General features: G+C 60.8%; 18 protein-coding genes. 4 read left to right on the plus strand and 14 right to left on the minus strand.

Features of this window, described 5'->3' with window-relative positions; translation table 11 throughout:
• Positions 1 to 3 precede the first annotated feature (3 nt).
• Positions 4 to 939, minus strand: a complete 936-nt coding sequence (locus tag BT119_RS12730) for a LysR family transcriptional regulator (RefSeq protein WP_072365870.1) — start codon at positions 937 to 939, stop codon at positions 4 to 6.
• A gap of 156 nt (positions 940 to 1,095) precedes the next feature.
• Here BT119_RS12730 and BT119_RS12735 point away from each other — a divergent pair, with 156 nt between their 5' ends.
• A complete protein-coding gene (locus BT119_RS12735) occupies positions 1,096 to 1,500 on the plus strand; it encodes a RidA family protein (RefSeq protein ID WP_003370814.1) in 405 nt (134 codons plus the stop codon).
• A gap of 19 nt (positions 1,501 to 1,519) precedes the next feature.
• Here BT119_RS12735 and BT119_RS12740 read toward each other — a convergent pair whose 3' ends face one another.
• The 5 genes from BT119_RS12740 to BT119_RS12760 all read right to left on the minus strand — a co-directional run bounded on the left by BT119_RS12740 (position 1,520) and on the right by BT119_RS12760 (position 7,641).
• Positions 1,520 to 1,861 carry a hypothetical protein gene (locus BT119_RS12740; protein WP_003370812.1) on the minus strand — a complete coding sequence of 114 codons (342 nt, stop codon included), beginning with the start codon at positions 1,859 to 1,861 and terminating at the stop codon, positions 1,520 to 1,522.
• 132 nt (positions 1,862 to 1,993) lie between these two features.
• A complete protein-coding gene (locus tag BT119_RS12745) occupies positions 1,994 to 3,244 on the minus strand; it encodes a thiolase family protein (RefSeq protein WP_003435397.1) in 1,251 nt (416 codons plus the stop codon).
• Positions 3,241 to 5,127 (minus strand): feruloyl-CoA synthase, encoded by a 1,887-nt coding sequence (locus BT119_RS12750; protein WP_175550575.1) that lies wholly within the window; start codon positions 5,125 to 5,127, stop codon positions 3,241 to 3,243. Before BT119_RS12750 ends, BT119_RS12745 begins: the two co-directional genes overlap by 4 nt.
• 169 nt (positions 5,128 to 5,296) lie before the next feature.
• Positions 5,297 to 6,745 carry an aldehyde dehydrogenase gene (locus tag BT119_RS12755; RefSeq protein ID WP_044308021.1) on the minus strand — a complete coding sequence of 483 codons (1,449 nt, stop codon included), beginning with the start codon at positions 6,743 to 6,745 and terminating at the stop codon, positions 5,297 to 5,299.
• Between the two features lie 65 nt (positions 6,746 to 6,810).
• Entirely contained in the window at positions 6,811 to 7,641 is an 831-nt protein-coding gene (locus tag BT119_RS12760; protein WP_003401024.1) for a p-hydroxycinnamoyl CoA hydratase/lyase, read from the minus strand.
• Positions 7,642 to 7,852: 211 nt separating this feature from the next.
• Between BT119_RS12760 and BT119_RS12765 the strand changes: the two genes are divergently transcribed.
• Positions 7,853 to 8,341, plus strand: a complete 489-nt coding sequence (locus BT119_RS12765) for a MarR family winged helix-turn-helix transcriptional regulator (RefSeq protein WP_003370802.1) — start codon at positions 7,853 to 7,855, stop codon at positions 8,339 to 8,341.
• A gap of 41 nt (positions 8,342 to 8,382) precedes the next feature.
• Here the strand turns inward: BT119_RS12765 and BT119_RS12770 are convergent, their stop codons facing one another.
• A complete protein-coding gene (locus BT119_RS12770; RefSeq protein ID WP_058396886.1) occupies positions 8,383 to 9,705 on the minus strand; it encodes an OprD family porin in 1,323 nt (440 codons plus the stop codon).
• Between the two features lie 327 nt (positions 9,706 to 10,032).
• Between BT119_RS12770 and mhpT the strand changes: the two genes are divergently transcribed.
• Positions 10,033 to 11,253 (plus strand): 3-(3-hydroxy-phenyl)propionate transporter MhpT, encoded by a 1,221-nt coding sequence (gene mhpT / locus BT119_RS12775; RefSeq protein ID WP_058396885.1) that lies wholly within the window; start codon positions 10,033 to 10,035, stop codon positions 11,251 to 11,253.
• A gap of 512 nt (positions 11,254 to 11,765) precedes the next feature.
• Here mhpT and BT119_RS12790 read toward each other — a convergent pair.
• The 3 genes from BT119_RS12790 to BT119_RS12800 form a co-directional block, all read right to left on the minus strand.
• Positions 11,766 to 12,713 carry a SphA family protein gene (locus BT119_RS12790; protein WP_003435410.1) on the minus strand — a complete coding sequence of 316 codons (948 nt, stop codon included), beginning with the start codon at positions 12,711 to 12,713 and terminating at the stop codon, positions 11,766 to 11,768.
• 85 nt (positions 12,714 to 12,798) lie between these two features.
• A complete protein-coding gene (locus tag BT119_RS12795) occupies positions 12,799 to 13,566 on the minus strand; it encodes a coniferyl-alcohol dehydrogenase (protein ID WP_058416880.1) in 768 nt (255 codons plus the stop codon).
• An 86-nt stretch (positions 13,567 to 13,652) separates the two neighbouring features.
• Positions 13,653 to 15,134, minus strand: coding sequence for a benzaldehyde dehydrogenase (locus BT119_RS12800; protein ID WP_003435421.1), 1,482 nt, complete (start codon positions 15,132 to 15,134; stop codon positions 13,653 to 13,655).
• A gap of 280 nt (positions 15,135 to 15,414) precedes the next feature.
• Here BT119_RS12800 and BT119_RS12805 point away from each other — a divergent pair, with 280 nt between their 5' ends.
• A complete protein-coding gene (locus BT119_RS12805; RefSeq protein ID WP_072365876.1) occupies positions 15,415 to 17,178 on the plus strand; it encodes a sigma-54-dependent Fis family transcriptional regulator in 1,764 nt (587 codons plus the stop codon).
• Between the two features lie 50 nt (positions 17,179 to 17,228).
• Here BT119_RS12805 and treS read toward each other — a convergent pair whose 3' ends face one another.
• The 4 genes from treS to BT119_RS12825 all read right to left on the minus strand — a co-directional run bounded on the left by treS (position 17,229) and on the right by BT119_RS12825 (position 21,157).
• A complete protein-coding gene (gene treS / locus BT119_RS12810; RefSeq protein WP_072365878.1) occupies positions 17,229 to 19,292 on the minus strand; it encodes a maltose alpha-D-glucosyltransferase in 2,064 nt (687 codons plus the stop codon).
• Between the two features lie 164 nt (positions 19,293 to 19,456).
• The gene (locus BT119_RS12815; protein ID WP_231989862.1) at positions 19,457 to 20,026 is read right to left on the minus strand and encodes a substrate-binding domain-containing protein; all 570 of its coding nucleotides are present in this window, start codon (positions 20,024 to 20,026) and stop codon (positions 19,457 to 19,459) included.
• Positions 20,023 to 20,322, minus strand: a complete 300-nt coding sequence (locus tag BT119_RS12820; protein WP_003370783.1) for a helix-turn-helix domain-containing protein — start codon at positions 20,320 to 20,322, stop codon at positions 20,023 to 20,025. The genes BT119_RS12815 and BT119_RS12820 overlap by 4 nt, the downstream gene beginning before the upstream one ends.
• Positions 20,323 to 20,551: 229 nt before the next feature.
• Positions 20,552 to 21,157, minus strand: coding sequence for a DJ-1/PfpI family protein (locus BT119_RS12825; RefSeq protein ID WP_072365882.1), 606 nt, complete (start codon positions 21,155 to 21,157; stop codon positions 20,552 to 20,554).
• Between the last annotated feature and the right edge of the window lie 73 nt (positions 21,158 to 21,230).

The raw sequence follows: 21,230 nt of genomic DNA on the forward strand, positions 1-21,230 counted from the left end.
ACGCTATTGCGCAGGGCGTGTCGGTGGCCGAGTGACGGGCGCATGCTCGGCCATCAGCTCGGTGATCCATTCGATAAACACGCGGACCTTGATGCTGATGTGACGGTTCGGCGGGAAGGCCACGTACATCGGCATGCTGTCCAGCTGCCAGTCTTCGAACAGCGGAACAAGGGCTCCGCGCTCCCGATATGGCCTGGCCATGTAGTCCGGCAGCCAGAGAATGCCCATTCCGGCCAGCCCTGCGGCAACGTAGGCATTGCCATCATCCACCGCCAGCGTATAGCGCCCCTGCACATGGACCTTTTCCCCAGCGCGGTGCATGGCGTAGGGCAGCGCCTTGCCGGTGCGCGCCCACAGATAGCCGACGATGCGATGGGCCGAGTCTTCAAGCTCTTGCGGATGAACAGGCGTGCCCATGCGCTGCAGATAGTCCGGCGCAGCGTAAACGCCCAGTTGCAGGTCGCCCACCCGCCTCGCCATCAGCGACTGATCGGCTATTTCACCTCCCCGCACCACGCAGTCGACGTTCTCGCCGATCAGGTCGACCATACGGTCGCTGACGCCCATATCGATCTGAATGTCCGGATAACGCGCATGAAACCCTGGCAAGGCGGGCATCAGCAGCATGCTGGCCAGCGGGCTGGGTACGTCCACGCGCAAACGCCCTCTGGGCAGCGAAGTTGCACTGGACAGGCTGGTCTCGGCGTCATCCATATCGGCCAGCAGCCTGACCACGCGCTCGTAAAATACCGCACCGTCGGCAGTCACGTTAACCCGCCGCGTGGTGCGGTTGAGCAGCTTGACCCGCAAGCGTGCCTCCAGTTGTTGTACCAGTTGCGTCACGCTGGTCTTGCTCATGTGCAGCGTGCTGGCAGCCTTGGTGAAACTGCCGGTTTCCACCACGCGAGCAAACGCTTGCATTGCGTCGAAACGGTCCATCCTCGCCCCGCCTGTCTTGTCCCATCAGCCTGTCGATTGTTTGGGTTTCCCAAACAGTGCTGAGTACGGTTGCTCGTTTATCGCGCTGACGCAAGTCCCTACTGTGGCTTCAACGCTGACTTCAGCCTTCGTACTCAAGTTCTGATGGAGATCCCCATGACCCAACGTGACGTCGTTTTCCCGGCTGGCCGCCAGGCGCTTTACGAGCGCAATCGCTATTCGCCCGCCATACGCTCCAATGGTTTTCTGTTCGTGTCCGGACAAGTCGGCAGTCGCGAAGACGGCTCACCCGAGCCTGATCTGGAAAAACAGGTGCGCCTGGCGTTCACCAACCTGAACGCCATCCTGCTGGCGGCCGGTTGCACCTTCGACGATGTGGTCGACGTGACGGTGTTCATTGTCGATCCCGAGACAAGGTTCGAGCGGATATGGAAGCTAATTCCCGAGTTTTGGGGCGAAGCGCCGCACCCGACCCTGACCGGCGTCGGCGTGACCTGGCTGTATGGCTTCGATTTTGAAATCAAGGTCATCGCCAGGCTGCCGGAAGCCGTCGAGCAATAACCGGGCAGCGTGGGTCCGCTCAGCGGCGAATCGGCACCACACGGTCGCTTGCATCCGCCGCCAGGGGCTCTTCGAACTGCTGGAAGAACTGCCCGGAAACGACATGATCGAGAAACTGCGCCTGCTCTTCGGTGGCCAGACGTATCGGCGAGTAGCCGTCGGCATCGGGCACTGCGAAAAGGCGCGCCTTGCGTTCGTGGGCCACCGCGATGAACGCCCTTTTCTCTTCGTCGGACATCGACGAAAAACAATCGGAAAGATTTTCCAGCGAGCGCACCGCCAGATCCTGGTCGAGCTGCTTGTCATCCGTGAACATCAAATGCCAGACGAAATCGAAAGAAAGCTCAGCGAGGGCACGCATAGACGGGGTTCCGTGGGGTCGAGAGGTGCGAGATTCACCGTTCGCCACGATTCGGTCAAGCGCTAAAGGATGACCTGCTTGAGGCGTAGCGTTTAAAGCAGGAAAATGTCGCATTTGCGGGTATTTGCCTGGCTAGACACGGCTGGACGCACAGTGGGGATTCTCGATCAGCAGCGCCATGCCTTGCCCGCCGCCGACGCAGGCTGCCGCGATACCGTAACGCAGGCCTGCGTCGCGCAGTTGCCGGGCCAGAGTCATGACCAGACGCAGCCCGGTGGCAGCCAATGGGTGACCCAGGCCCAGTGATCCACCCAGGCAGTTGAGCCGCTCGTGGTCCAGCTCCAGCGTTTGTGCCACTGCCAGAACCTGAGCGGCCTGCGCTTCATTGATTTCAAGCCGACCGATATCGCTCAGCGCCAGCCCGCTGCGCTGTAACAGCAAGCGGATCGCAGGTGCGGGGCCAATGCCCATGAACTCTGGCGCGACACCCGTCACCGCGCTGGCCAGCAGATGCGCCAACACCGGTCTCGTTGACTGTGAAGCACGCCCCACCAGGGCCGCCGCCGCGCCATCGACCACCGCACAGCTATTGCCTGCGGTCTGCACACCGTTCGCGTGAATGGCGCGCAAACGCGATAGCGCTGCCAGATGGGTCGCACGCGGATGGCTGTCCTGCGTGACCACTTCAACCCCACGCGGCAACTCGATGCCACGCGGCTGATAGCCTTCCAGCGCAAAGCGCTCGCGGCTGACCGGGACGATTTCCTCGGTCCATTTGCCGGAAATCTGTGATTGCAGCGCCCGCTCATGGCTGAGCAAGGCATAGCTGTCTACCGCCTCACGACTCAACCCATGACGCTTGGCGAGGTTGTCTGCGGTGGAGATCATGTCCATCGCCGGTGCCGGGTCATACAGCGCTTCCCAGAGAAAATCCTTGAACTGCACGGCGGCACCGAGCGAGAAGCCATTGCGGTGGGTATAGGCCGCGATCGGGTTGCGCGACATGGACTCGGCGGCGACGCACAGCGCCATCTGCCCACCTTCGCCCACGTGCAAGGCGGCCTGGCGCAACAGTTCGAAACCGGTCGCGCAGATGCGTTGCACACCCAACGCCGGAACGCTCTGCGCGACGCCGCTGTACAGGCCGATGTGCCGGGGCAGCAGGTACGCATCGAAACTGGCCTGCGCCATCGAGCCGGCCAGTACGCTGTCGACCTGATCCGCCTGAATGACGGCCCGCGCCAGGACCTCGCGGCCGACCTTGATACCCAGATCGATGGGCGAAACAGGCGCCAGAGCACCGCCCAGATCCACCCAGGGTGTGCGCACGGCATCGACGATGGCCACGTCGCTGAATGCCGAATACTGCCCGCCGCCACTCATGCCTTGGGCCCGGCACTGAGCTTGTCGGGGTCCTGATCACGGTACAGCGCTTCGACCTTGTCTGCGCGCCACTGCAGGACGGCGCGCTGGTTGATCGACCCCTTGTCGGTGATTTCGCCGCGATCGATAGACGCGGGCTCATCAAGCAGCACGATCCACTCCAGCCGGCTGGCGTTGCCGTTCGCGCCCTGGTTCAGGCGCGCCAGCCAGCCGGCGAACCACTCACGCACCGGCGCACTGGCCAGGACCTGCGCATCGCTGGCCTGTGCATCCAGCCCGGCCAGTTGCCGGCACTCGTGCACCCTGGGAAACACCAGCGCCCCAAGGCATTCGCGGTCAGGCGCGGTGATGACCACATCCTGCACGTACGGCGAGCCTTCCAGCACCGCGCGGTTGCGCATCGGGCCGACACTGACGAACACGCCCGACGACAGCTTGAAATCCTCGGCCAGTCGCCCGTCGAACATCAGGCCCAGCTCCGGGGCCGCAGGATCGGCAAGCTTGATCGCATCGCCGGAGCAATAGAAGCCGTTCTCGTCGAACACTTCGGCCGTCTGCTGCGGCGAGCGCCAATAGCCCGGCATGATGTGCGGGCCACGAAAACGCCCTTCGAGCTTGCCATCCACCGGCACCAGGCACACTTCGCATCCCGGTGCGGGCAGGCCGATATATCCGGCCATCGACAAGGGCCCGGTGGTGAACGTGCAGGACGGCGCGGCCTCGGTCATACCCAGTCCGGCCATCATGCGAATCCGCTCGCCGCAATGCTGCTCGGCCACCCGGTCAAGACGATCCCAGATGCTTTGCGACAGGCCGGCAGCGGCGAAGAAGAACAGCTTGATGCGCGAGAAGAATCGCTCGCGCAGCTCGGCGTCCTGCTCCAGTGCGTTGACCAGCTCTTCCCAGCCCTTGGGCACAGTCAGGTAAGCGGTAGGCGAAATTTCCTTGAGGTTGCGCAGCGTCTCAGCGAAGCCTTGTGCAGTTGGCTTGCCGTTGTCCAGATAGAACGTGCCACCGTTGTACAGCACAATACCGATGTTGTGACTGCCGCCGAAGGTGTGGTTCCAGGGCAGCCAGTCGACCAGCACGGGCGGCTCTTCGCCGAACACCGGGAACGTCTGCAACAGCATTTGTTGATTGGCACACAGCATGCGCTGGGTAGTCACCACCGCCTTGGGCAGTTTGGTCGAGCCCGAAGTGAACAGAAACTTGGCGATGGTGTTGGGGCCGCTGGCCAGGAACGCGGCCTCGGCCTCGCTGCCACCCGGCTCTTCGAGCAGGCTGGAGAAGCTCAGCTGAGGCCTGCCATTGAGCTGTCCGCGTACAGTGATGACGGGCGTTTCCGCAGGAATGATCGCATCGATGGCACGCTGAAACGGCGCGGCATCGCTGACAAATACCAATCCTGGCTGCAATACGTCGCAGACGTGGCGTAACTTGGCGAAATCCTGAGACATGACCGAATACGCCGGTGATACCGGGCAGTACGGAATGCCGGCGTACATGGCCCCCAGAGCAAGCTGCAAGTGCTCGATGTCGTTACCTGACAGCAACGCCAGCGGCCGATCGGCGGAAAGGCCGTACGCCAGCAGGCTCTGTGCGATAGCGCGCACGTCAGTCAGCATCTCGGCATAACTGACCTTGCGCCAGCCGCTCCGGCTGTCGCGCGCGGCAATGAAGGTCTGTTGTGGACGCAACCGCGCCCAGTGCACCAGTCGGTCGAGCAGCCGGTCGGGTAACCGCGCCAGAGGTTCCAGGGCTCGCATGTGCAGAACGCCCTGCTCTTCCCGCACCTCGATGGGCGGGTGGCCGATGGAGACCTGACGGTAGCGCGGTGGATTATCTTCACTCTGCAACGTTGATGATCTGATATCGGAACTCACGTGCGTTCTCTCCATCAAGGTACGCAGGCACCAAACGCCATGCAGCGGTCCGGGCCGAGCGTTGCAGCACCAGGCTGCAGCCTTGTTATTGTTATGCCTGACTTACCGGCGACACAGTCTTGTACAAAAGACCGCTGCCGCCAGCCTGGAAGCGTTCGAATCGGATGGCTCAGATCGGATAGTGCCTGGGCCCGTTTTGCAGCGTCACCCAGCGCAACTGGGTAAAGTGCTCGATCGAAGCCTTGCCGCCGAAACTGCCATAGCCGCTGGACTTCACCCCACCGAAGGGCATTTGCGCCTCGTCGTGCACGGTGGGTCCGTTGATATGGCAGATCCCGGACTCCACCCGTTGCGCAAGCGCCAGGGCGCGGCTGGTGTCACGACTGAAAATCGCCGCCGAGAGACCGAAATCCGAATCGTTGGCCAGCCGCAACAGCGCCTCGTCACCGTCGCCGCGCAGCACCACGGCCACCGGGCCGAAGGACTCTTCGCGGTACAGGCGCATGGCATCTGTCACGCCGTCGAGCAGCGTCGGTTGCAGAATGCTGCCCTGCAGTTGCCCGCCCGCCACCAGCGTTGCGCCAAGCGCCACAGCGTCGTCAATCAGGCCCTTGATGCGCGTCCCGGCACCCACGTCGACCAGCGACCCGAGAACTGATTCGCTGTCATCCGGATTACCGGCGCGCAACGTTTTGATCTTGGCCGTCAGCTTGGCAACGAAGGCATCGGCGACCTTATGGTCGACGATCAGCCGTTCGGTGGACATGCAGATCTGGCCCTGATTGAAGTAGGCGCCAAAGGCGGCGGCCTCTACTGCCGCGTCTAGATCCGCGTCGTCAAGCACCAGAAACGGTGCCTTGCCACCCAACTCCAGCAGTGCCGGTTTCAGATACCGCGCCGACAGCTCACCGACGATGCGGCCTACATGAGTGGAACCGGTGAAATTGACCCGCCGCACTGCCGGGTTGGCAATCAGGCGCTCGACAATCGCCGGCGCATCGGCCGGCGCGTTACTGATCACGTTCACCACGCCGTCACCCAACCCGGCATCCTGCAGCACCTGGCCGATCAGCCGATGCACGGCGGGACTGAGCTCCGAGGCCTTGAGCACCACGGTGTTGCCGCAGGCGAGTGGCATGGCGATGGCCCGTGTGGCGAGAATCACCGGCGCATTCCACGGCGCGATACCGAGGACCACACCGCAGGGCTGGCGCAGCGCCATGGCAAAATTGCCGGGAACATTGGAAGGAATGACATCGCCGGTGATCTGCGTCGTCATGGATGCCGCTTCGCGCAGCATGTTGGCGGCCAGCTGTACGTTGAAGCCGTACCAGTTGGCCATTGCTCCGGTTTCGCCGGCAGCAGCGATGAATTCGCCGCTGCGGGCCTGCAACTGCGTAGCAGCCTCGAGCAGACGCGCCCGACGCTCGCCGGGCACCATCGCCGCCCATGAGGGGAACGCAGCCTGAGCGGCTGCGACTGCCGCATCGGCATCTTCCAGAGTCGCCGCCGCTACCCGCGAAACCACCTCGCCAGTCACCGGGTTGCAGCGTTCAAATGTACGTCCGTCACGCGCGGGGCACGACTGTCCGCCGATCAGCAGGGGCACGTCCAGCATGGTGATTCCTCTTTATTGTCTTTATCAGGAACTACAGACTTGGCTCGAAACGTCTGGATATCAGACTAGCGTTTGTACGCTTCCAGACCAGGCTTGATGCTCTTGTCATCGAGGAACTGCTTCATGCCCTGCTCGCGCCCGCCTTCCTTGTCCAGCAGACGTGACTGGTCCAGCTTGGCGTACAGATAGTCTTCGTTCTGCTCCCAGGTCAGTTCGCGGCAGCGTTTGAAGCCGTGCTTGGCGGCGCGCAGTACCACCGGATTCTTTTCCAGCAGATTATTGGCCAGATCGATGGTCACCTGACGCAGTTGTGCCAGCGGTACGCTTTCATTGACGAGGCCCATTTCAGCGGCTTTCTGACCGTTGAAGGTTTTGCCGGTCATAATGTAGTACAGCGACTGGCGGTGGCCCACAGTGTCGGCCATGGCCTTGCTCACCAGGTTGCCGGGCGGAATGCCCCAGTTGATTTCCGACAGGCCGAAGGTCGCTTCATCGGCGCAGATCGCCAGATCACAGGCCACCAGCGGGCTGAAACCTCCACCGAAGCACCAGCCGTTGACCATCGCGATGGTTGGCTTGGCGTACATGCGCAACATCTTCCACTGCCACTGGGAGGCTTCGCGACGGATTTTTTCCTGCAGAATTTCCGGTCCGGCGTCCACCTCGCGGAAATACTCCTTGAGGTCCATGCCAGCGGTCCACGCCTCGCCGGCACCGGTCAGCACCAGAACGCCCGCATCGGGATCCTGCTCCAGGGTTTCCAGCACATCGATCATTTCGCGGTTCAGGGTCGGGCTCATGGCGTTGCGTTTTTCCGGCCGATTGAGGATGACCCACGCGATACCTTGCTCGATCTCGACCTTGATGGTTGACCAGCGGCCTTCATATTTGCTCATGGCGATGCTCTCTTGTTCTTGGCTTGAAGATGACTCAAAGCTAAACCGCAAATATAGTTATGTCAATTAACTATTATTCACATTAATCAAAATCTCGGCACTCCGCCCGAACAGGCTGGTCACAGTCACGTATGCCCCATAGCTATCGTTCGCCAACCTCGGCAAACTGACCGGCTGATTGACCCATCAAACCATAAGGACCGCATTTTCAATGGCCAAGCCATCTGACATCGCCGACGTTTGCCAGGCTCCCGTACAGGCTGCCGAGGCACGTTTGCCAACGGATTCTGCGCTGGATGATCTGATCGGTTATGCCATGCGCCGCGCACAACTCAAGCTGTTCCAGAACCTGATCGGACGTCTTTCCGCACACGACCTGCGCCCGGCGCAGTTCTCGGCGCTGGCGATCATCGAGCAGAACCCGGGTCTCATGCAGGCAGACCTGGCCAAGGCGCTGGCGATCGAACCGCCGCAGGTCGTTCCATTACTGAACAAGCTCGAAGAGCGTGCGCTGGCCGTCCGGGTGCGTTGCAAGCCGGACAAACGCTCATACGGCATTTTTCTCAGCAAAAGCGGCGAAACACTGCTGCGCGAATTGAAACAGATCGCCGTGGACAGCGACCTGGAATCCACCGCCGCGCTGGATAAAAAGGAACGTCAGGACCTGCTCAGGTTGCTGAAAAAGGTGTATCAATCGTAAAAGCGCTCATCGACGGCTTCCCTGCCGTCGATGCGGGATGATTACCAGAGCGGCAAGCTGTATTGCACGATAAAGCGTGTCTGGTTCTCGTCACGAAAGGCTGCACCCGCCGGGAAGTCGTTGCGATAGATCGACTTGCGCGCCAGCAGCCCGACGTTCTTCAGCGGACCGCTTTGCACGACGTAGCCCAGTTCCATCTGAAACTCACGCTCCTTGCGATCATCGGCATTGAAAGCGGCCAGCTCGATGTTGTCGCCGCGCACGTAACGCAGACGACTGCGCAGCCCGACCAGCCCGACGGCCGTGAAGTCATAGTCGTAGATGGCTTGCCAGGTGCGCTCCTTGGCGTTGAGGAAGTCCGAGCTCATGGTCATCTCGCTCAACCCCATCAGTTCGGTGCCCGAGACATAAGGCGTTGCCGTGTCGCCACTGGAATGCATGTAGCCAAGGCTCACGCTGTGCCCTCCCCACTTGTAGCCAAGCAACGCGGAAAGGTTCTGGTTGTCTACTTCGCCGGCCTTCGCACTGCCGGTATCGCGGCTGAAAAAGCTGCGCAGATCGGTGGTCAGCACGCCGTCGCCAATCGCCAGCTTGTGCAACAGGGCCAGGGTGTTCTGGGTGTAGAGATCGTCTACCTCGGCGTGGTACGCCCGCAGGCTCAGGTCCTTGTTGACCTGATAATCGCCTCCGGCGTAAGCCATGTGCGACGAGGTTGCCGCCCCATTGAAACGGCGGTTCGGTGAAGCGAGGCTGATAGGCTGGTAGTTGGTGGAGTCACGTTTGTTGACCCGGTCGATGTAGCCCGCATTGAGGGTCAGGTCATCGATGTCCTTGGAGGTCAGCGTGGTGCCACGAAAGGTCTGCGGCAACAGTCGCGAGGGGCTGGCGAAAGCGAACGGCAGGAAAATCGACACGTCGCCGGTCTTGACCGTGGTTTCGTGAAATTTCAGCTTGCCGGTCAGGGCCAGCCGCGAATACTCGTCAGCCGCCCGGCCATCGCTGGCGGATACTGGCAACAGCTCGGTGCCGCTGCGGTCTGGCGAGGAATCCAGTTTCACCCCGACCAGCGCTCGCGCATCGAGACCGAAACCCACCGGCCCTTGGGTAAAGCCGGACTCCGCATTCATGATGAAGCCCTGCGCCCACTCCCGAGTCGCAGTCTTGGCGCCATCATCCTTGTAATCGCGGTCCATATAATAGTTGCGCAGCGTCAGGGTGCCATGGCTGTCATCCAGAAAGCCCTGCGCCTGTGCAGGGTCGGGAATGGCACTGATACCCAGCAGGCCCAGTGCAAGGCCACAACGTTTTCCACGTAAAAAGGGAGCTGACACAGCGCTTGCTGCATCATGAGCGAGCTTTGACATGTTCGGTGTCCACTTATTGTTGTTGTTTTTGGAGTCGGTCCGGCGCTAACTGCGGGCCCGTGAGTAGAGAATTGAAAGATTCCACCGCCGCGTCAATCCAAAATGACCGATAATCGAACATTAATATTATTAACTACTTTATCAGCTTGTTGATATTCCGCTGCTAACTCAATGTTTTTGAAAGACTAAACACTTCTTTTTATCACTCTTCCAGTCAGATTCACTTTTTAGTTATTTTTGTTACCTTGATAACGACCTGTCACAACGCCTCGATTGGCGCTCGGGAACAGGCTTTTCTCCACAACAAAAACAACAATGAGGCTTGCCATGAACAGTCCATTACGTCGATCGACGCTGACCATTGTCTTGTGTTTTATCGTTGCGCTCATCGAGGGTTTCGACCTGCAGGCTGCCGGAACGGCGGCCGCCGGGTTGCGCCAGACCTTCGCCCTTGATCCAAAAATGATGGGCTGGGTGTTCAGCGCCGGGATCATCGGGCTGCTGCCTGGGGCGTTCTTTGGCGGGTGGATTGCCGATCGCATCGGCCGCAAGAAGATTCTGGTGAGCGCAGTGCTGCTGTTCGGGGTCTTTTCGCTGAGCACTGCGTATGTCGAAAGCTTTTCCGGCCTGTTGCTGGTGCGCTTCATGACGGGCCTGGGTCTGGGGGCGGCGTTGCCCAACCTGATTGCCCTGTGTGCAGAAGCTGCAAGCGAACGTCGCCGCGGCCTGGCTATCAGCGTCATGTACGCAGGTGTTCCACTGGGCGGTGCCCTGGCGGCGGTCGTCGCCATGTTCACCAGCGAGCACTGGCAAACCACGTTCATCATCGGTGGTCTGGTGCCGCTGTTGGTGGCTCCGCTGATGATCCTGTTGCTGCCCGAGTCCAGCGCTTTCAAACAGCAGACCAGTGCTGACAGCGTTCGGCATTCAAGCGCCACTGCGTTGTTCGGCGAAGGCCGGGCTCGCACCACGCTGGCGTTGTGGCTCGGCTACTTCTTCACCCTGACCGTGATGTACATGCTGCTCAACTGGCTGCCTTCACTGCTGATCGGTCAGGGCTTCAGCAAACCGCAGGCGGGCATGGTGCAGATGTTGTTCAATATCGGCGGCGCACTGGGCTCGCTGTTGGGCGGGTTGTTGCTTGATCGCTGCAATGGCATCAAGGTCGTGCTGTTCGTCTATGCCGGCTTGCTAGCAGCGCTGGCAGGCGTGGGTCTGTCGGTCGGTATCGTACCGATGGCCATTGCCGGGTTTGCAGCCGGGGTGTTCGTCATCGCCGCGCAGTTGGTGCTGTATGCGCTGGCCCCGCCGTCCTACCCGACCTCGGTACGCGCCACCGGTGTAGGTGCTGCAGTAGCCATCGGCCGTCTCGGTTCGGTTGCCGGCCCGCTGGCGGCCGGACAACTGCTGGGCGCTGGCGCTGGAACCGCCGGCGTACTGCTGGCCACCTCCCCAGGCCTGGTGATTGCCGCACTGGCGGCGATTACAGTGCTGTCCAGGTCTGCCGCCGTCGAGCAGCGTGAGCTCAAGGCTGCAGGGTCGAGCTGATCAAGGCCCTCTTCGCGAACAAGCGAAGCGTCGCCCGGTCCACTCCCACGGCCTCCGGCCAGAATCAAAAGCGGATTTATGTATAACAATGAGCAATCCGTTTCACATCGTTCTGGGGGTTAAGTGAGATTTGTTTTAGATCTCAGGCTGCTTTTTTGATCGCGATGGCACTGTCGACGCAGAGTGCGACGTTAGTGACGGCTGAGTCCTGGCACTGAGATGGGGCCAAAGTAACCAAAGCCCCTCGCTCCTGTTTCCGGCCCGACTTCGTCGGGTTCCTTCACCCTGACACTGATCCGGGCGTCGCCGCAACGGGCCATCCATGGCCCGGTGCGGCTAGCCTGGCGTCCTGCTAGGCTACCCCCGGATCAGCAACTCGCCGAGGGGCGAAAAGGTGACCTGAGCCGAACCTCAATCCACCTGACATCGCAGAACCCTCGTGTGACGCAGAGCGTCACGAACTGCATTCCCATGCGGAGCGTGAGGAACGATAGTCAAAAAATTCCAATGCCTTAAAGCTTGTGCAGAAAATTCAGCACCAGCTTGTTGCCTTCGGTGCGGTTTTCCGCGCCCTGTTCGAAGTAGCTATTGACCGTCAGCACGTTCTCCTTGTTGAAGGCATACAGCAGGCCCGGGCCGATAGCCCAGACCTTTTCCTTGCGACCACTGACATCATGGCCGTCCACCTGAGTGTCGGTGAACTGCTTGAGCCAGTAACCGTTGAGCCCCAGCGAAAGTTGCTCGTTGACTGCGTATTGCAGAGTCAGGTTGGCATGCAGAGCCTGCCCTGCCTGCGTGTCGGAAGCATTGCCGAATCCGGCTTGCGGGTCATCATTCTTGCCGTTCCACAAATACATGAAACGCCCGCTGGCCGACCATTTCGGCGAGAACCAGTAAGTCGCGGCGTAGTAAGGGTTGAACGACCAGAAATTACTGCCCGGGTTGATCGAGCGATTGCGATCATAAGCGCCGACCGGAATCGCAATGTCCGCCTCGACACGCTGGGTCAGCAGCGGGCTGCCATCGGCATGGGTGATCGTCGGCAGTTGCAGAAACGGACCGATGACCAAATCACCGAAACCGGCACGCGAACTCAGGGCGGTGTTGCCCAGGCCGTCATCCACGTCGACATGTGCCAGCGACGTGTTGATTGCGGTAATACCCGGCATGGCACCATTGGCCATTGGCTGACCGACGTAGATGATCTGCGTGGTCACCGCCAATACATCCACATCCTGTTTGGGAAGTTGCAGTTTGTCGCCATTCACGTCATTGAAACGATTGGCCTTGGCATAGTTCAGATACTCCTCCAGATACCAGCCCGGACCCGCAGGCGCCGGGGATCCATCGTAGAAGCTGGTGTTGCCCAGATTGAGGCCGGGCAAGTCATAGGCGTATGCAGTCGAGGACAAGGCGATGAATGATACGGTCGCAACGGTACGCAAGACAGACTTGGGCATCTTGTGATTCCTGTACTTATTGTTGTTGTTTTCAAGTGCCCCCGACGCCACGAACGCGTCGCCGGGGTTGCAACACGTACAGCCATTACACGTAGGAAGCGGCCAACCCTCCATCTATGGGCAAGTTGACGCCGTTGATCCAGCGCGAGGCGTCGGAGCACAGAAACGCAATCACCTCGGCCACCTCATCGGCCAGCGCAGGACGTTTCATGTGCAGGCCATCGCGGGCTACCCGCTCCTGGCCAACCATGCTGACAAAGTCTCCCAGAATCGGTGTGAACACCGGCCCCGGTGCGACGCAGTTGACGCGCACAGAATGATCGCGAAACCATTCCTGCGACTGCTTGAAACTCCAGACGATCAACGCTTCCTTGAAATACTGATAGCAGGTTTCATGGGCAACCGGATTGGCCGCCAGCCACTCCTGCCCTGCGCTGTAGCTTTCAGTGGCGGCCAACGCCTTGTGCAACTCCAGCCTTTCCGGCCACTGCGAGCCGAGTATCGAAGCTATGTTGACGATACTGCCGCCCGGTGAAATGCGCGGCAACAGGCGTTGGGTCAGGTGGCGCAGCCCGAGGTAATTGACCTGGGCGACCGCCTGAACGGGCGCTGTGCCAGGTACACCGGCGATGTTGCACAGGCCGTCGATCTGCTTGGGCAAGCGCTCGATCAACGCATCGATATTCTTTGGATCGGCCAGGTCCGCCTGGAAAAAACTGTCTACGGTCAATTGCGGTTCATGACGATCGATGCCGATCACTCGGGCACCCTGGAAGCGTGCCACACGTGCCAGCTCAGCGCCGATGCCGGATGACACACCAGTCACGATCAGTGTTTTGTTAGTCAGGTTCATAGTCACGCGCTCTTATTGTTGTTGGATCACGTCTTGCCGTTGAATCACATCACCTGTTGCAATGAAGCATGGAATGTCAGTCAGACTCAGAATGGGTAGGCCGGCGCCTGGTTCTTCACCGTGACCCACTGCCATTGGCTGTATTCATCCCAGTCCGAGGGGCTGCCAGCGCTGCTGCCGTTGCCCGACGCACCGCGCCCGCCGAACGAATTGACACACTCATCGGCCACCGTCTGATCGTTGATATGCAACATGCCGCACCTGAGCCGGTCGCCAATCGCCGTCGCGCGGCCGATGTCCGGGGAGATCACCGCAGCTGCCAGGCCATACTCGGAACGGTTGGCCAGTTCGATGGCTTCCTCGTCCGTGGAAAAGCTGACCACAACCGCCACCGGGCCAAAAATCTCTTCCTCGAATGCGCGCATACCGGGTTTCACGCCGCTGAGCACCGTCGGGCGATAGAACAGGCCTTCATACTCGCCACCGGTTTCCAGTCGCGCACCGGCCTGCAGGCTGTCACTGACCACCTGATGCACGTGCTGCAACTGCCGTTTGTTGATCAGCGGCCCCAGAGCAGCCTCACCGCGTGCCGCATTACCCACCGTCAGCGCCCGCGCCTTGTCCGCCAGCTTGCGGGTCAGCTCGGCAGCGATGGATTCGTGCACCAGGATCAACCCGGTGGCCATGCAGATCTGCCCCTGGTGCAGCCAGGCACCGAACGCCGCATTGCTGGCGGCCAGATCAAGGTCGGCGTCTTCCAGAATCACCAGCGGATTCTTGCCGCCCAGCTCCAGCGACACTTTCTTCAGGTTGCGGCCCGCCGCTTCGGCAACCTTGCGTCCGGCCCCGGTCGAGCCGGTGAAGGTGATCATCTGCACATTGGTGTCGCGGCACAGCGCTTCGCCGGCATCGGCAGAACCCGGCAGCACGTGCAGCAGCCCTTTGGGCAGACCGGCTTCCTCGAACAGCCGGGCGATCAGGAAACCGCCGCTGATGGGTGTCTGCGGATCGGGTTTGAGCACCACGGCATTGCCGGCAGCCAGCGCCGGAGCGACCGAGCGCAGGGACAGCACCAGGGGAAAATTGAATGGCGAAATCACTCCCACCACACCGTGCGCGACACGCCGCGCGTAGGACAGACGACCGGCCTGACTGGGCAGTATCAGGCCATGACCATGAGCCTGCGACAGCATGCCCGCCGCCTGACGCAACAACACGATGGTCTCGTTCACTTCGTGCTGGCCCTTTTGCAGGCTGCCGCCGGTCTCGCGGGCGACATACAGCGCCAGTTCATCGAACGCACAAACCGCGTGATCGGCGGCGAGGAGAAATATGTCAGCCTTTTCACGCGGCCCCAGCGCCGCCCAGGCAGGTTGAGCCAGCGCGGCCTCACGGCAGGCAACCGCGATGTCCGCAGCATCGGCCATGGCTGTGTTCATCAACAGCTCGCCGGTCGCAGGCTCGATGACGGGCAATGAGGGAGACGAGGAAGGAATCCAGTCGCCATTGAAAACACATTCGGCTTCAATCGCGCGTTGCAACAGAGGGGTGCCATCAGACGCTGACATATTAAGACTCCGGCTTTTATGGTTGTAATCGCCTGCCCCATTTGCCACGGGAAGCATGCGCCGTACGTACGTCAGAGCAAAGCCTGTGCCGGGATTGTCATCCGACCATCATGTCATCACTCAACCGCTTTAGAACAAGGGTTTTCGACGACCACGCTGAAGCGTCGAGCCCCCTCAGGCGGAAACTCTACGCGGACCCGCTTGTTCATTTGATGAAGTTATGTTTATTAATCAAGCCATGATTTGATCATTTCGACCATCACCCGGCCGAGGTACAACGATGGATAATCCCCACTGTGAGTTGCCCGATCACAGCGTTCCCACCGAACATTTCGCGCCTCGCGGCGACAGCAGTCAGATGCATTCAGGTGATTCGCCAACCCCCGAGGAGTTGACCAGTTGCCTGTTCTTCTCGCCTGACGATGGGCGCATCTGGCTCAACGACCAGCGGATGTTGCTGCTGCACACCTCATCGTTCGGCACCCTGCGCCGCGAAATCATCGAACGTCTGGGCCAGGAGCAGGCGCGCGGGATGTTCACCCGAGCCGGGTATCTGTCTGGCGCACGGGACGCCCGATTGATTCGCGAACGCTGGCCAATGGCTGACGCTTCGTCGGCGTTTCGTGCCGGTACGCACTTGCATACCCTGGAAGGCATGACCAAGGTCGAGCCGGTGCACTTCAAATTCGACGCCGAGTCGGGGTTTTACGAGGGCGAGTTTCTCTGGCATCACTCCTGCGAAGCCGATGAGCATGTCGCGGCGTACGGCATCGGCCAGGATCCGGTGTGCTGGACCGAAATCGGCTACGCCATCGGTTTTGTCAGCGGCCTGTTCGGACAGATGGTGGTTTTCCGCGAAGTGGAATGCCGTGGCATGGGGCATGCGAGCTGCCGCGTGGTCGGCAAGACCTCGGAACAATGGGGCGATGTCGAACGCGACCTGAGCTACCTGAGAGCAGTCAAACCCCCTGCACCCGTGCACAGCGCACCGGTGCCTGCGGCGAGCTATGAAGCAAGCCCGCCGACCGGCAGCAACCAGCCGCTGGTCGGCGCAAGCGCTGCCTTCAATGCGGCCACGCAGGCGCTGCAACGGGTGGCGATGACCCCGGCAACCGTCTTGATCAGCGGCGAGTCCGGGGTCGGCAAGGAGATGTTCGCCCGCCAGTTGCACCAGCTCAGCCGCAACCGCGAAGGCCCGTTTGTGGCACTCAATTGCGCAGCCATCCCCGACAACCTCATCGAGGCCGAGCTGTTCGGCGTGGAGCGAGGGGCTTATACCGGGGCCACGCACTCCAGAGCCGGGCGTTTCGAACGCGCCAACGGTGGCACGCTGTTCCTGGATGAGATCACCTCCCTGAGCCTTGCCGGGCAAAGCAAGCTGCTGCGCGCCTTGCAGGAGCGGGAGATCGAGCGCGTCGGGGGTGCGCACGGTATCAAGGTCAACGTGCGAGTGGTGGCGGCGACCAACGTCGACCTGCGTAAGGCGGTGGCCGATGGCGATTTCCGTGAAGACCTGTTCTATCGCCTCAACGTTTACCCGATCGCCCTGCCGCCATTGCGCGAGCGCCGCGATGACATCCCGCTGCTGATCAACTTCTTTCTCAAGCGCTTCTGTCAGGAGTACGGCAGGACGCCGGCCGGATTGACCATGCGCGCATTGAAAACCCTGCTGGGCTATGACTTTGCCGGGAACGTGCGCGAATTGCAGAATCTGATCGAGCGCGGCCTGATCGCCAGCGATGAAGGCCAGGCCATCGATCTGGTGCATATTTTCCGCAACGAGTCGTTACCACGGGACGCCTATTCGCTGAATCACCATGGCGCGCTGCGTCAGGCATCGGCTGCGAGCGCACAGCAGGCACCTGCTACTTCCCTGCTGGACTCCCTTCATCAGTCGGATCAGGCGTTCTCCATCGACAACCTTGAACAGCGCCTGATCCAGGAGGCGCTGGACAAGAGCGAAGGCAACCTGGCGGCCGCCTCGCGCTTGCTGGGCCTGAGTCGCGCCCAGTTTGCCTACCGCCTGAAAAAGCGTCAGCCCTGAACAGCCTGACTCAGCGGTAACGCGCAGCCGATCCGGCTGCGCGTTACACCTTACAGTGGCAAGGCGCTGACCACACGCAGGGCCAGCCCTTCGTAGGCGTCCAGGGTGATAGTGAACTCGCCCTGCTCGGTCAAATCGCCTTCGACACGCTCGTTGATGATGTCGACCACCGGACCTGGCGCAATACCGGGCAGTTGCAGCGTTTCGACGATCGTCTCGGCGCTGAAATTGAGCGCAGTGATCTGCGTGCCCTTGCCAGCCGGCAGTTCATGGACCATGACCAGCAGCCCCGGATGCTCGACATCCGGAATCAGAATCTGACGGCTTGCGGCGATGTCATAGGCACGGCGCACAGCAAGAATCTTCTTGAGCTGCGAGGCAAACGAATCAGGTCGCTGAAGCTGACTGACCAGGCTGCCGTAAAGCGTCTTGGGACGCGGCATGTCACCCGCAGAAAACTCGGCTTCGGGGTCCAGATCGACCAGATCGTAGGCGCCACGATGAACCCAGCGCGTGTCGCCATCCTGCATCAGGTGGTCAACCTGCTCGGCCGGCAGCGTCAACGCACCGACGAGGTCCCAGCCCGACAGGGCAAATACGCCCGGCTGCATGGCGTTGTACATCACCAGAAGCAGGTGAATGTGCTGGATCTGCTGAATGTCGGCATCGGTAATGGTGCTCAGGTCACGAATGCCCAGCGCAGCAGTGATGATGCTCGCTGTGGTGCAAGAGACGCCGTTGGTGACGAACTTGAGGTTGTATGGCGCGTGTTCGCCGGACAGTTTCTCGTACATTTCCTCACGGATGTGCTCGCGCAGGATGTTGCCCGGGAACGTCTGGCCCTGGTAATGGAAGGTGTCGTGAGCGTGCAGCGTCCAGAAGTGCACCAGTTCCAGGGTCAGCTCGTCGTGGTTCTGCAGGGCATGGATCAACGATGCCGGATCGATGCCATAGGCATGCACCTGACGCAGCATCAGGCGCAGGAATTCGGTGGTGCCGGTCAGCAGCGCGTGCTGATAGGCCGGCCGGGTAATGAAGTCGTAGGACAGATCCGCGCCACCCTGCCCCATGGAGGAAATGTCATCGATGGTCAGGTTCAGCTCCTGGAAGCTGAAGCCGCCCGCCTTGCGGATCGCACCAGCCAGAAGCTGGTTGCCGGTGATCGACAGCGGATGGCTTTCCGACCAGGCGGTGCCTTCGGCGCGACGTTCGACGCCAAGGAAGCCGTTGGCGTCCAGACGTAACACCCGGGCGCCCATGACATCGATGGCATGCAGCGCGTCACCGATGATCATCTGCTGCGCGGCAAAGCTGGGGTCCAGCCAGTTCAAGGAGGGCTGGCCGTCCTTGAAGTAATGCAGGTAGACCCAGCGGCGGGCCTTGCCGTCGACGCCGTGTACCACGTCGGTGGCGCTCCAGTCGGTTTCCTTGACCCCAGGCTCGAAGAAGATCACCCGTTGCAGCTGGCCGACGATGTAGTGCTTGTCGCGCAGCTGATCCACCACATCGGGCATCAGGTTGACCGCATCGCGGCCGGCTGGCACTTCAGGCAACAGCTGCCAGTCTTCCTCACGGATCTCGACCATGTGGAACAAACCGGGATAATCCTCGTACGCCATCTCGGCCAGGCGGAAGTCTGCGCCCTTGCCGGTGTGCGACGGAATGATGTCATCGATGATCACCGCGTTGTGCGCTGCGGCAATGCGCGACAGGCTCAACAGTTGTGCTTCGGTACCCAGGTCCGGGTCGATGCCGAAACTGATGCGGTCGAAGTTGCCATCGATGCTCGGCGTGCGCTCACGCCCCTTCAGTCCGCCGGAGAGCTTGAGCGGGCCGTTATGAATGCCCTGAATGCCGATTTCCGACAGTGCATGCCACTGCGTTTCATCACCCAGTGCTTCAAGCACCGAGCCACCTTCACGGGTGACGATGGAGGCCGGGTAGGCGGTAAACCAGACCGAGGCGATAGCGGAGGCGTCTCTGGGACGCGCAAGGGCGAAAGGACGCTGCCAGAGCCTGCCCTGCCCCGAATAGGTCTTGGCGCGCTGTCTTGCGGCGTTAAGCATCGATTGCTCGACCAGCCAGTCCACGTATTGCTTGTCCGGTATCGTCATAGCGTTCAGTCTTCCTCTCGAATCGGCGACCTGAGACGCCCCGCATGCGGAGCGTCCTGAATGTATTGCTTACGGATATGAGCCTTGCCGGCCCGATTCGTTGCATTCATGTCGCGGTCAAACGCTCGTTAAGGGCACTGTGACAACGTTTTGCGACACCTCCGTCAATCAGGCCGAGTGTTCGAGGCCGGTGGTTTCTTGAGTGCCTGAACCACGGCATTGGCGGCGTTGGACAACAATGAAGCAGGCCGCGCCACGACGCTGATCTGGCGTCTCACGGTCAGCGGCAGCGGGATAGATTCCAGCTCGCGAAGCCGCCCGCTCAACAGCGCGCTGGGCACAATCGAGATGCAATGGCGCTTGGCGACCAGGTCCAGCAGCGTGTCCAGGCAACTGAGCTCGCCGCGTTGGCTGAGCCGCAGCTGTGCCGATGCCAGTTGCTGGTGCAGGCGCTCCACCCCAGGATGCCGCCAGGCCACATAGCGCGACACCTGCGCAAGTTCGGCGAAACACTGCGCCGCGCCCTGCTTGCTTCGCGCCGCTACCAGTACGTAATGGTCCGACCAGCAATGGTGTTCGAGATAATGCTCGTCCAGCACAGTAGCCGGCAGGATGAGGATATCGGCCACGCCCTTTATCAATGCGTCCAGCGACGGATTCTGTTCGCTGCGGTGCAGCACGTTCAGATGGATATCGGGGTAATGATGGGCGAGAAAGTCCAGCGAGGCACTCAGGCCGGTCTCGCGGATGTGCGAGTGATAATGAATGGTGACGCTACCACTGACCCCATTTTTTTTAGTTGTTCGAGCGTGGCCATGATATTTCCCAGGGTCTGGCTGATGACCTTGCCTTCAGGGGTGAGCGTGCAGCCTGTGCGGCTGCGAATGAACAGGCGTTTTTCGAAAAAATCTTCGACCTCCTTGATGGCATAGCTGATGTTCGACTGGCTGCAGCCCAGAATGGCGGCGGCCTCCGAGAACGAACCGTGCTGTGCAACGGTTTGAACGACTTTGAAGAAGTGGGTTTTCATGTGTCCTGCACTCTGGTTTTGCAAAGGTGGGTGCGGCCCTGCCGCTGAGCCAAAGGCTCGGGAATACAGGAAACCCCCGCCGAAACACCGATATGGCCGGGTTATCGGCCATTCGAATGAATGTCTCAAGCGGGGGTAAAGCGAACGCTGGCTATCGCGTTGAAGCGCTGGCTATGCACATTTCGGGCACATAGCCTCTTCAGGGGTATCCGCAGCGCGACTGGATGACTCAGTCGTTCTCGGTCCAGTCGAAATCCATTTGCAGCGCCGTGCGTTCGGCCAGTTCACGGCTGTGCAGGCGCTCGACCAAGTGCAGGCTCATGTCGATACCGGCAGAAATACCTGCCGATGTCACGAACGAGCCCTCATCGACCCAGCGCAGCGTGCTGAGCACGTCCACCGACGGGAACATTTCCTTGAGGTCGTCGATGTCTTCCCAATGCGTGGTCACTTGCTTGCCGGCCAGCTTGCCGGTCCTGGCCAGCAGGAAGGCGCCGGTGCACACGGCAGCGACCAAGCGGCCAGGCTCCGACTGATCGCTGATCCAGTGAATCACGTCGGGTTTTTCCAGTTCGGCGGTCACGACGCCACCCGGAACGATCAGGCAGTCGACGGCCGGATGGTCGTTGATCGAGAAATCCGGATCGACCTTGAGGCCGGCGCGGGCACGCACCGGCGCGGTGCTGCGGCCGATGGTGAATACGTTGAACCACTGCCGGTCATCACGGCTGTTGCGAGCGTGCATGCGGGTTGCGGTGGTGAACACTTCATAGGGGCCAGCGAAGTCGAGAACCTCGACGTCGTCATAAACGTAGATACCGATATTGAGTGGCACGAGTTGGCTCCAGGGTCTGCATGGCAGACCACTTGCGTCATAGTGAGGGTTAAGCGGGTTTCAGCGGTGACAC

Source organism: Pseudomonas sp. NFACC10-1 (assembly GCF_900119195.1).
GTDB classification, from domain to species: domain Bacteria; phylum Pseudomonadota; class Gammaproteobacteria; order Pseudomonadales; family Pseudomonadaceae; genus Aquipseudomonas; species Aquipseudomonas cerasi.

What these genes read in the sequence shown, in the direction of transcription:
- BT119_RS12730 (WP_072365870.1), bottom strand. Translation starts at nt 939, where the DNA reads ATGGACCGTTTCGACGCAATGCAAGCGTTTGCTCGCGTGGTGGAAACC.
- BT119_RS12735 (WP_003370814.1), top strand. Translation starts at nt 1,096, where the DNA reads ATGACCCAACGTGACGTCGTTTTCCCGGCTGGCCGCCAGGCGCTTTAC.
- BT119_RS12740 (WP_003370812.1), bottom strand. Translation starts at nt 1,861, where the DNA reads ATGCGTGCCCTCGCTGAGCTTTCTTTCGATTTCGTCTGGCATTTGATG.
- BT119_RS12745 (WP_003435397.1), bottom strand. Translation starts at nt 3,244, where the DNA reads ATGAGTGGCGGCGGGCAGTATTCGGCATTCAGCGACGTGGCCATCGTC.
- BT119_RS12755 (WP_044308021.1), bottom strand. Translation starts at nt 6,745, where the DNA reads ATGCTGGACGTGCCCCTGCTGATCGGCGGACAGTCGTGCCCCGCGCGT.
- BT119_RS12760 (WP_003401024.1), bottom strand. Translation starts at nt 7,641, where the DNA reads ATGAGCAAATATGAAGGCCGCTGGTCAACCATCAAGGTCGAGATCGAG.
- BT119_RS12765 (WP_003370802.1), top strand. Translation starts at nt 7,853, where the DNA reads ATGGCCAAGCCATCTGACATCGCCGACGTTTGCCAGGCTCCCGTACAG.
- BT119_RS12770 (WP_058396886.1), bottom strand. Translation starts at nt 9,705, where the DNA reads ATGTCAAAGCTCGCTCATGATGCAGCAAGCGCTGTGTCAGCTCCCTTT.
- mhpT (WP_058396885.1), top strand. Translation starts at nt 10,033, where the DNA reads ATGAACAGTCCATTACGTCGATCGACGCTGACCATTGTCTTGTGTTTT.
- BT119_RS12790 (WP_003435410.1), bottom strand. Translation starts at nt 12,713, where the DNA reads ATGCCCAAGTCTGTCTTGCGTACCGTTGCGACCGTATCATTCATCGCC.
- BT119_RS12795 (WP_058416880.1), bottom strand. Translation starts at nt 13,566, where the DNA reads ATGAACCTGACTAACAAAACACTGATCGTGACTGGTGTGTCATCCGGC.
- BT119_RS12800 (WP_003435421.1), bottom strand. Translation starts at nt 15,134, where the DNA reads ATGTCAGCGTCTGATGGCACCCCTCTGTTGCAACGCGCGATTGAAGCC.
- BT119_RS12805 (WP_072365876.1), top strand. Translation starts at nt 15,415, where the DNA reads ATGGATAATCCCCACTGTGAGTTGCCCGATCACAGCGTTCCCACCGAA.
- treS (WP_072365878.1), bottom strand. Translation starts at nt 19,292, where the DNA reads ATGACGATACCGGACAAGCAATACGTGGACTGGCTGGTCGAGCAATCG.
- BT119_RS12820 (WP_003370783.1), bottom strand. Translation starts at nt 20,322, where the DNA reads ATGAAAACCCACTTCTTCAAAGTCGTTCAAACCGTTGCACAGCACGGT.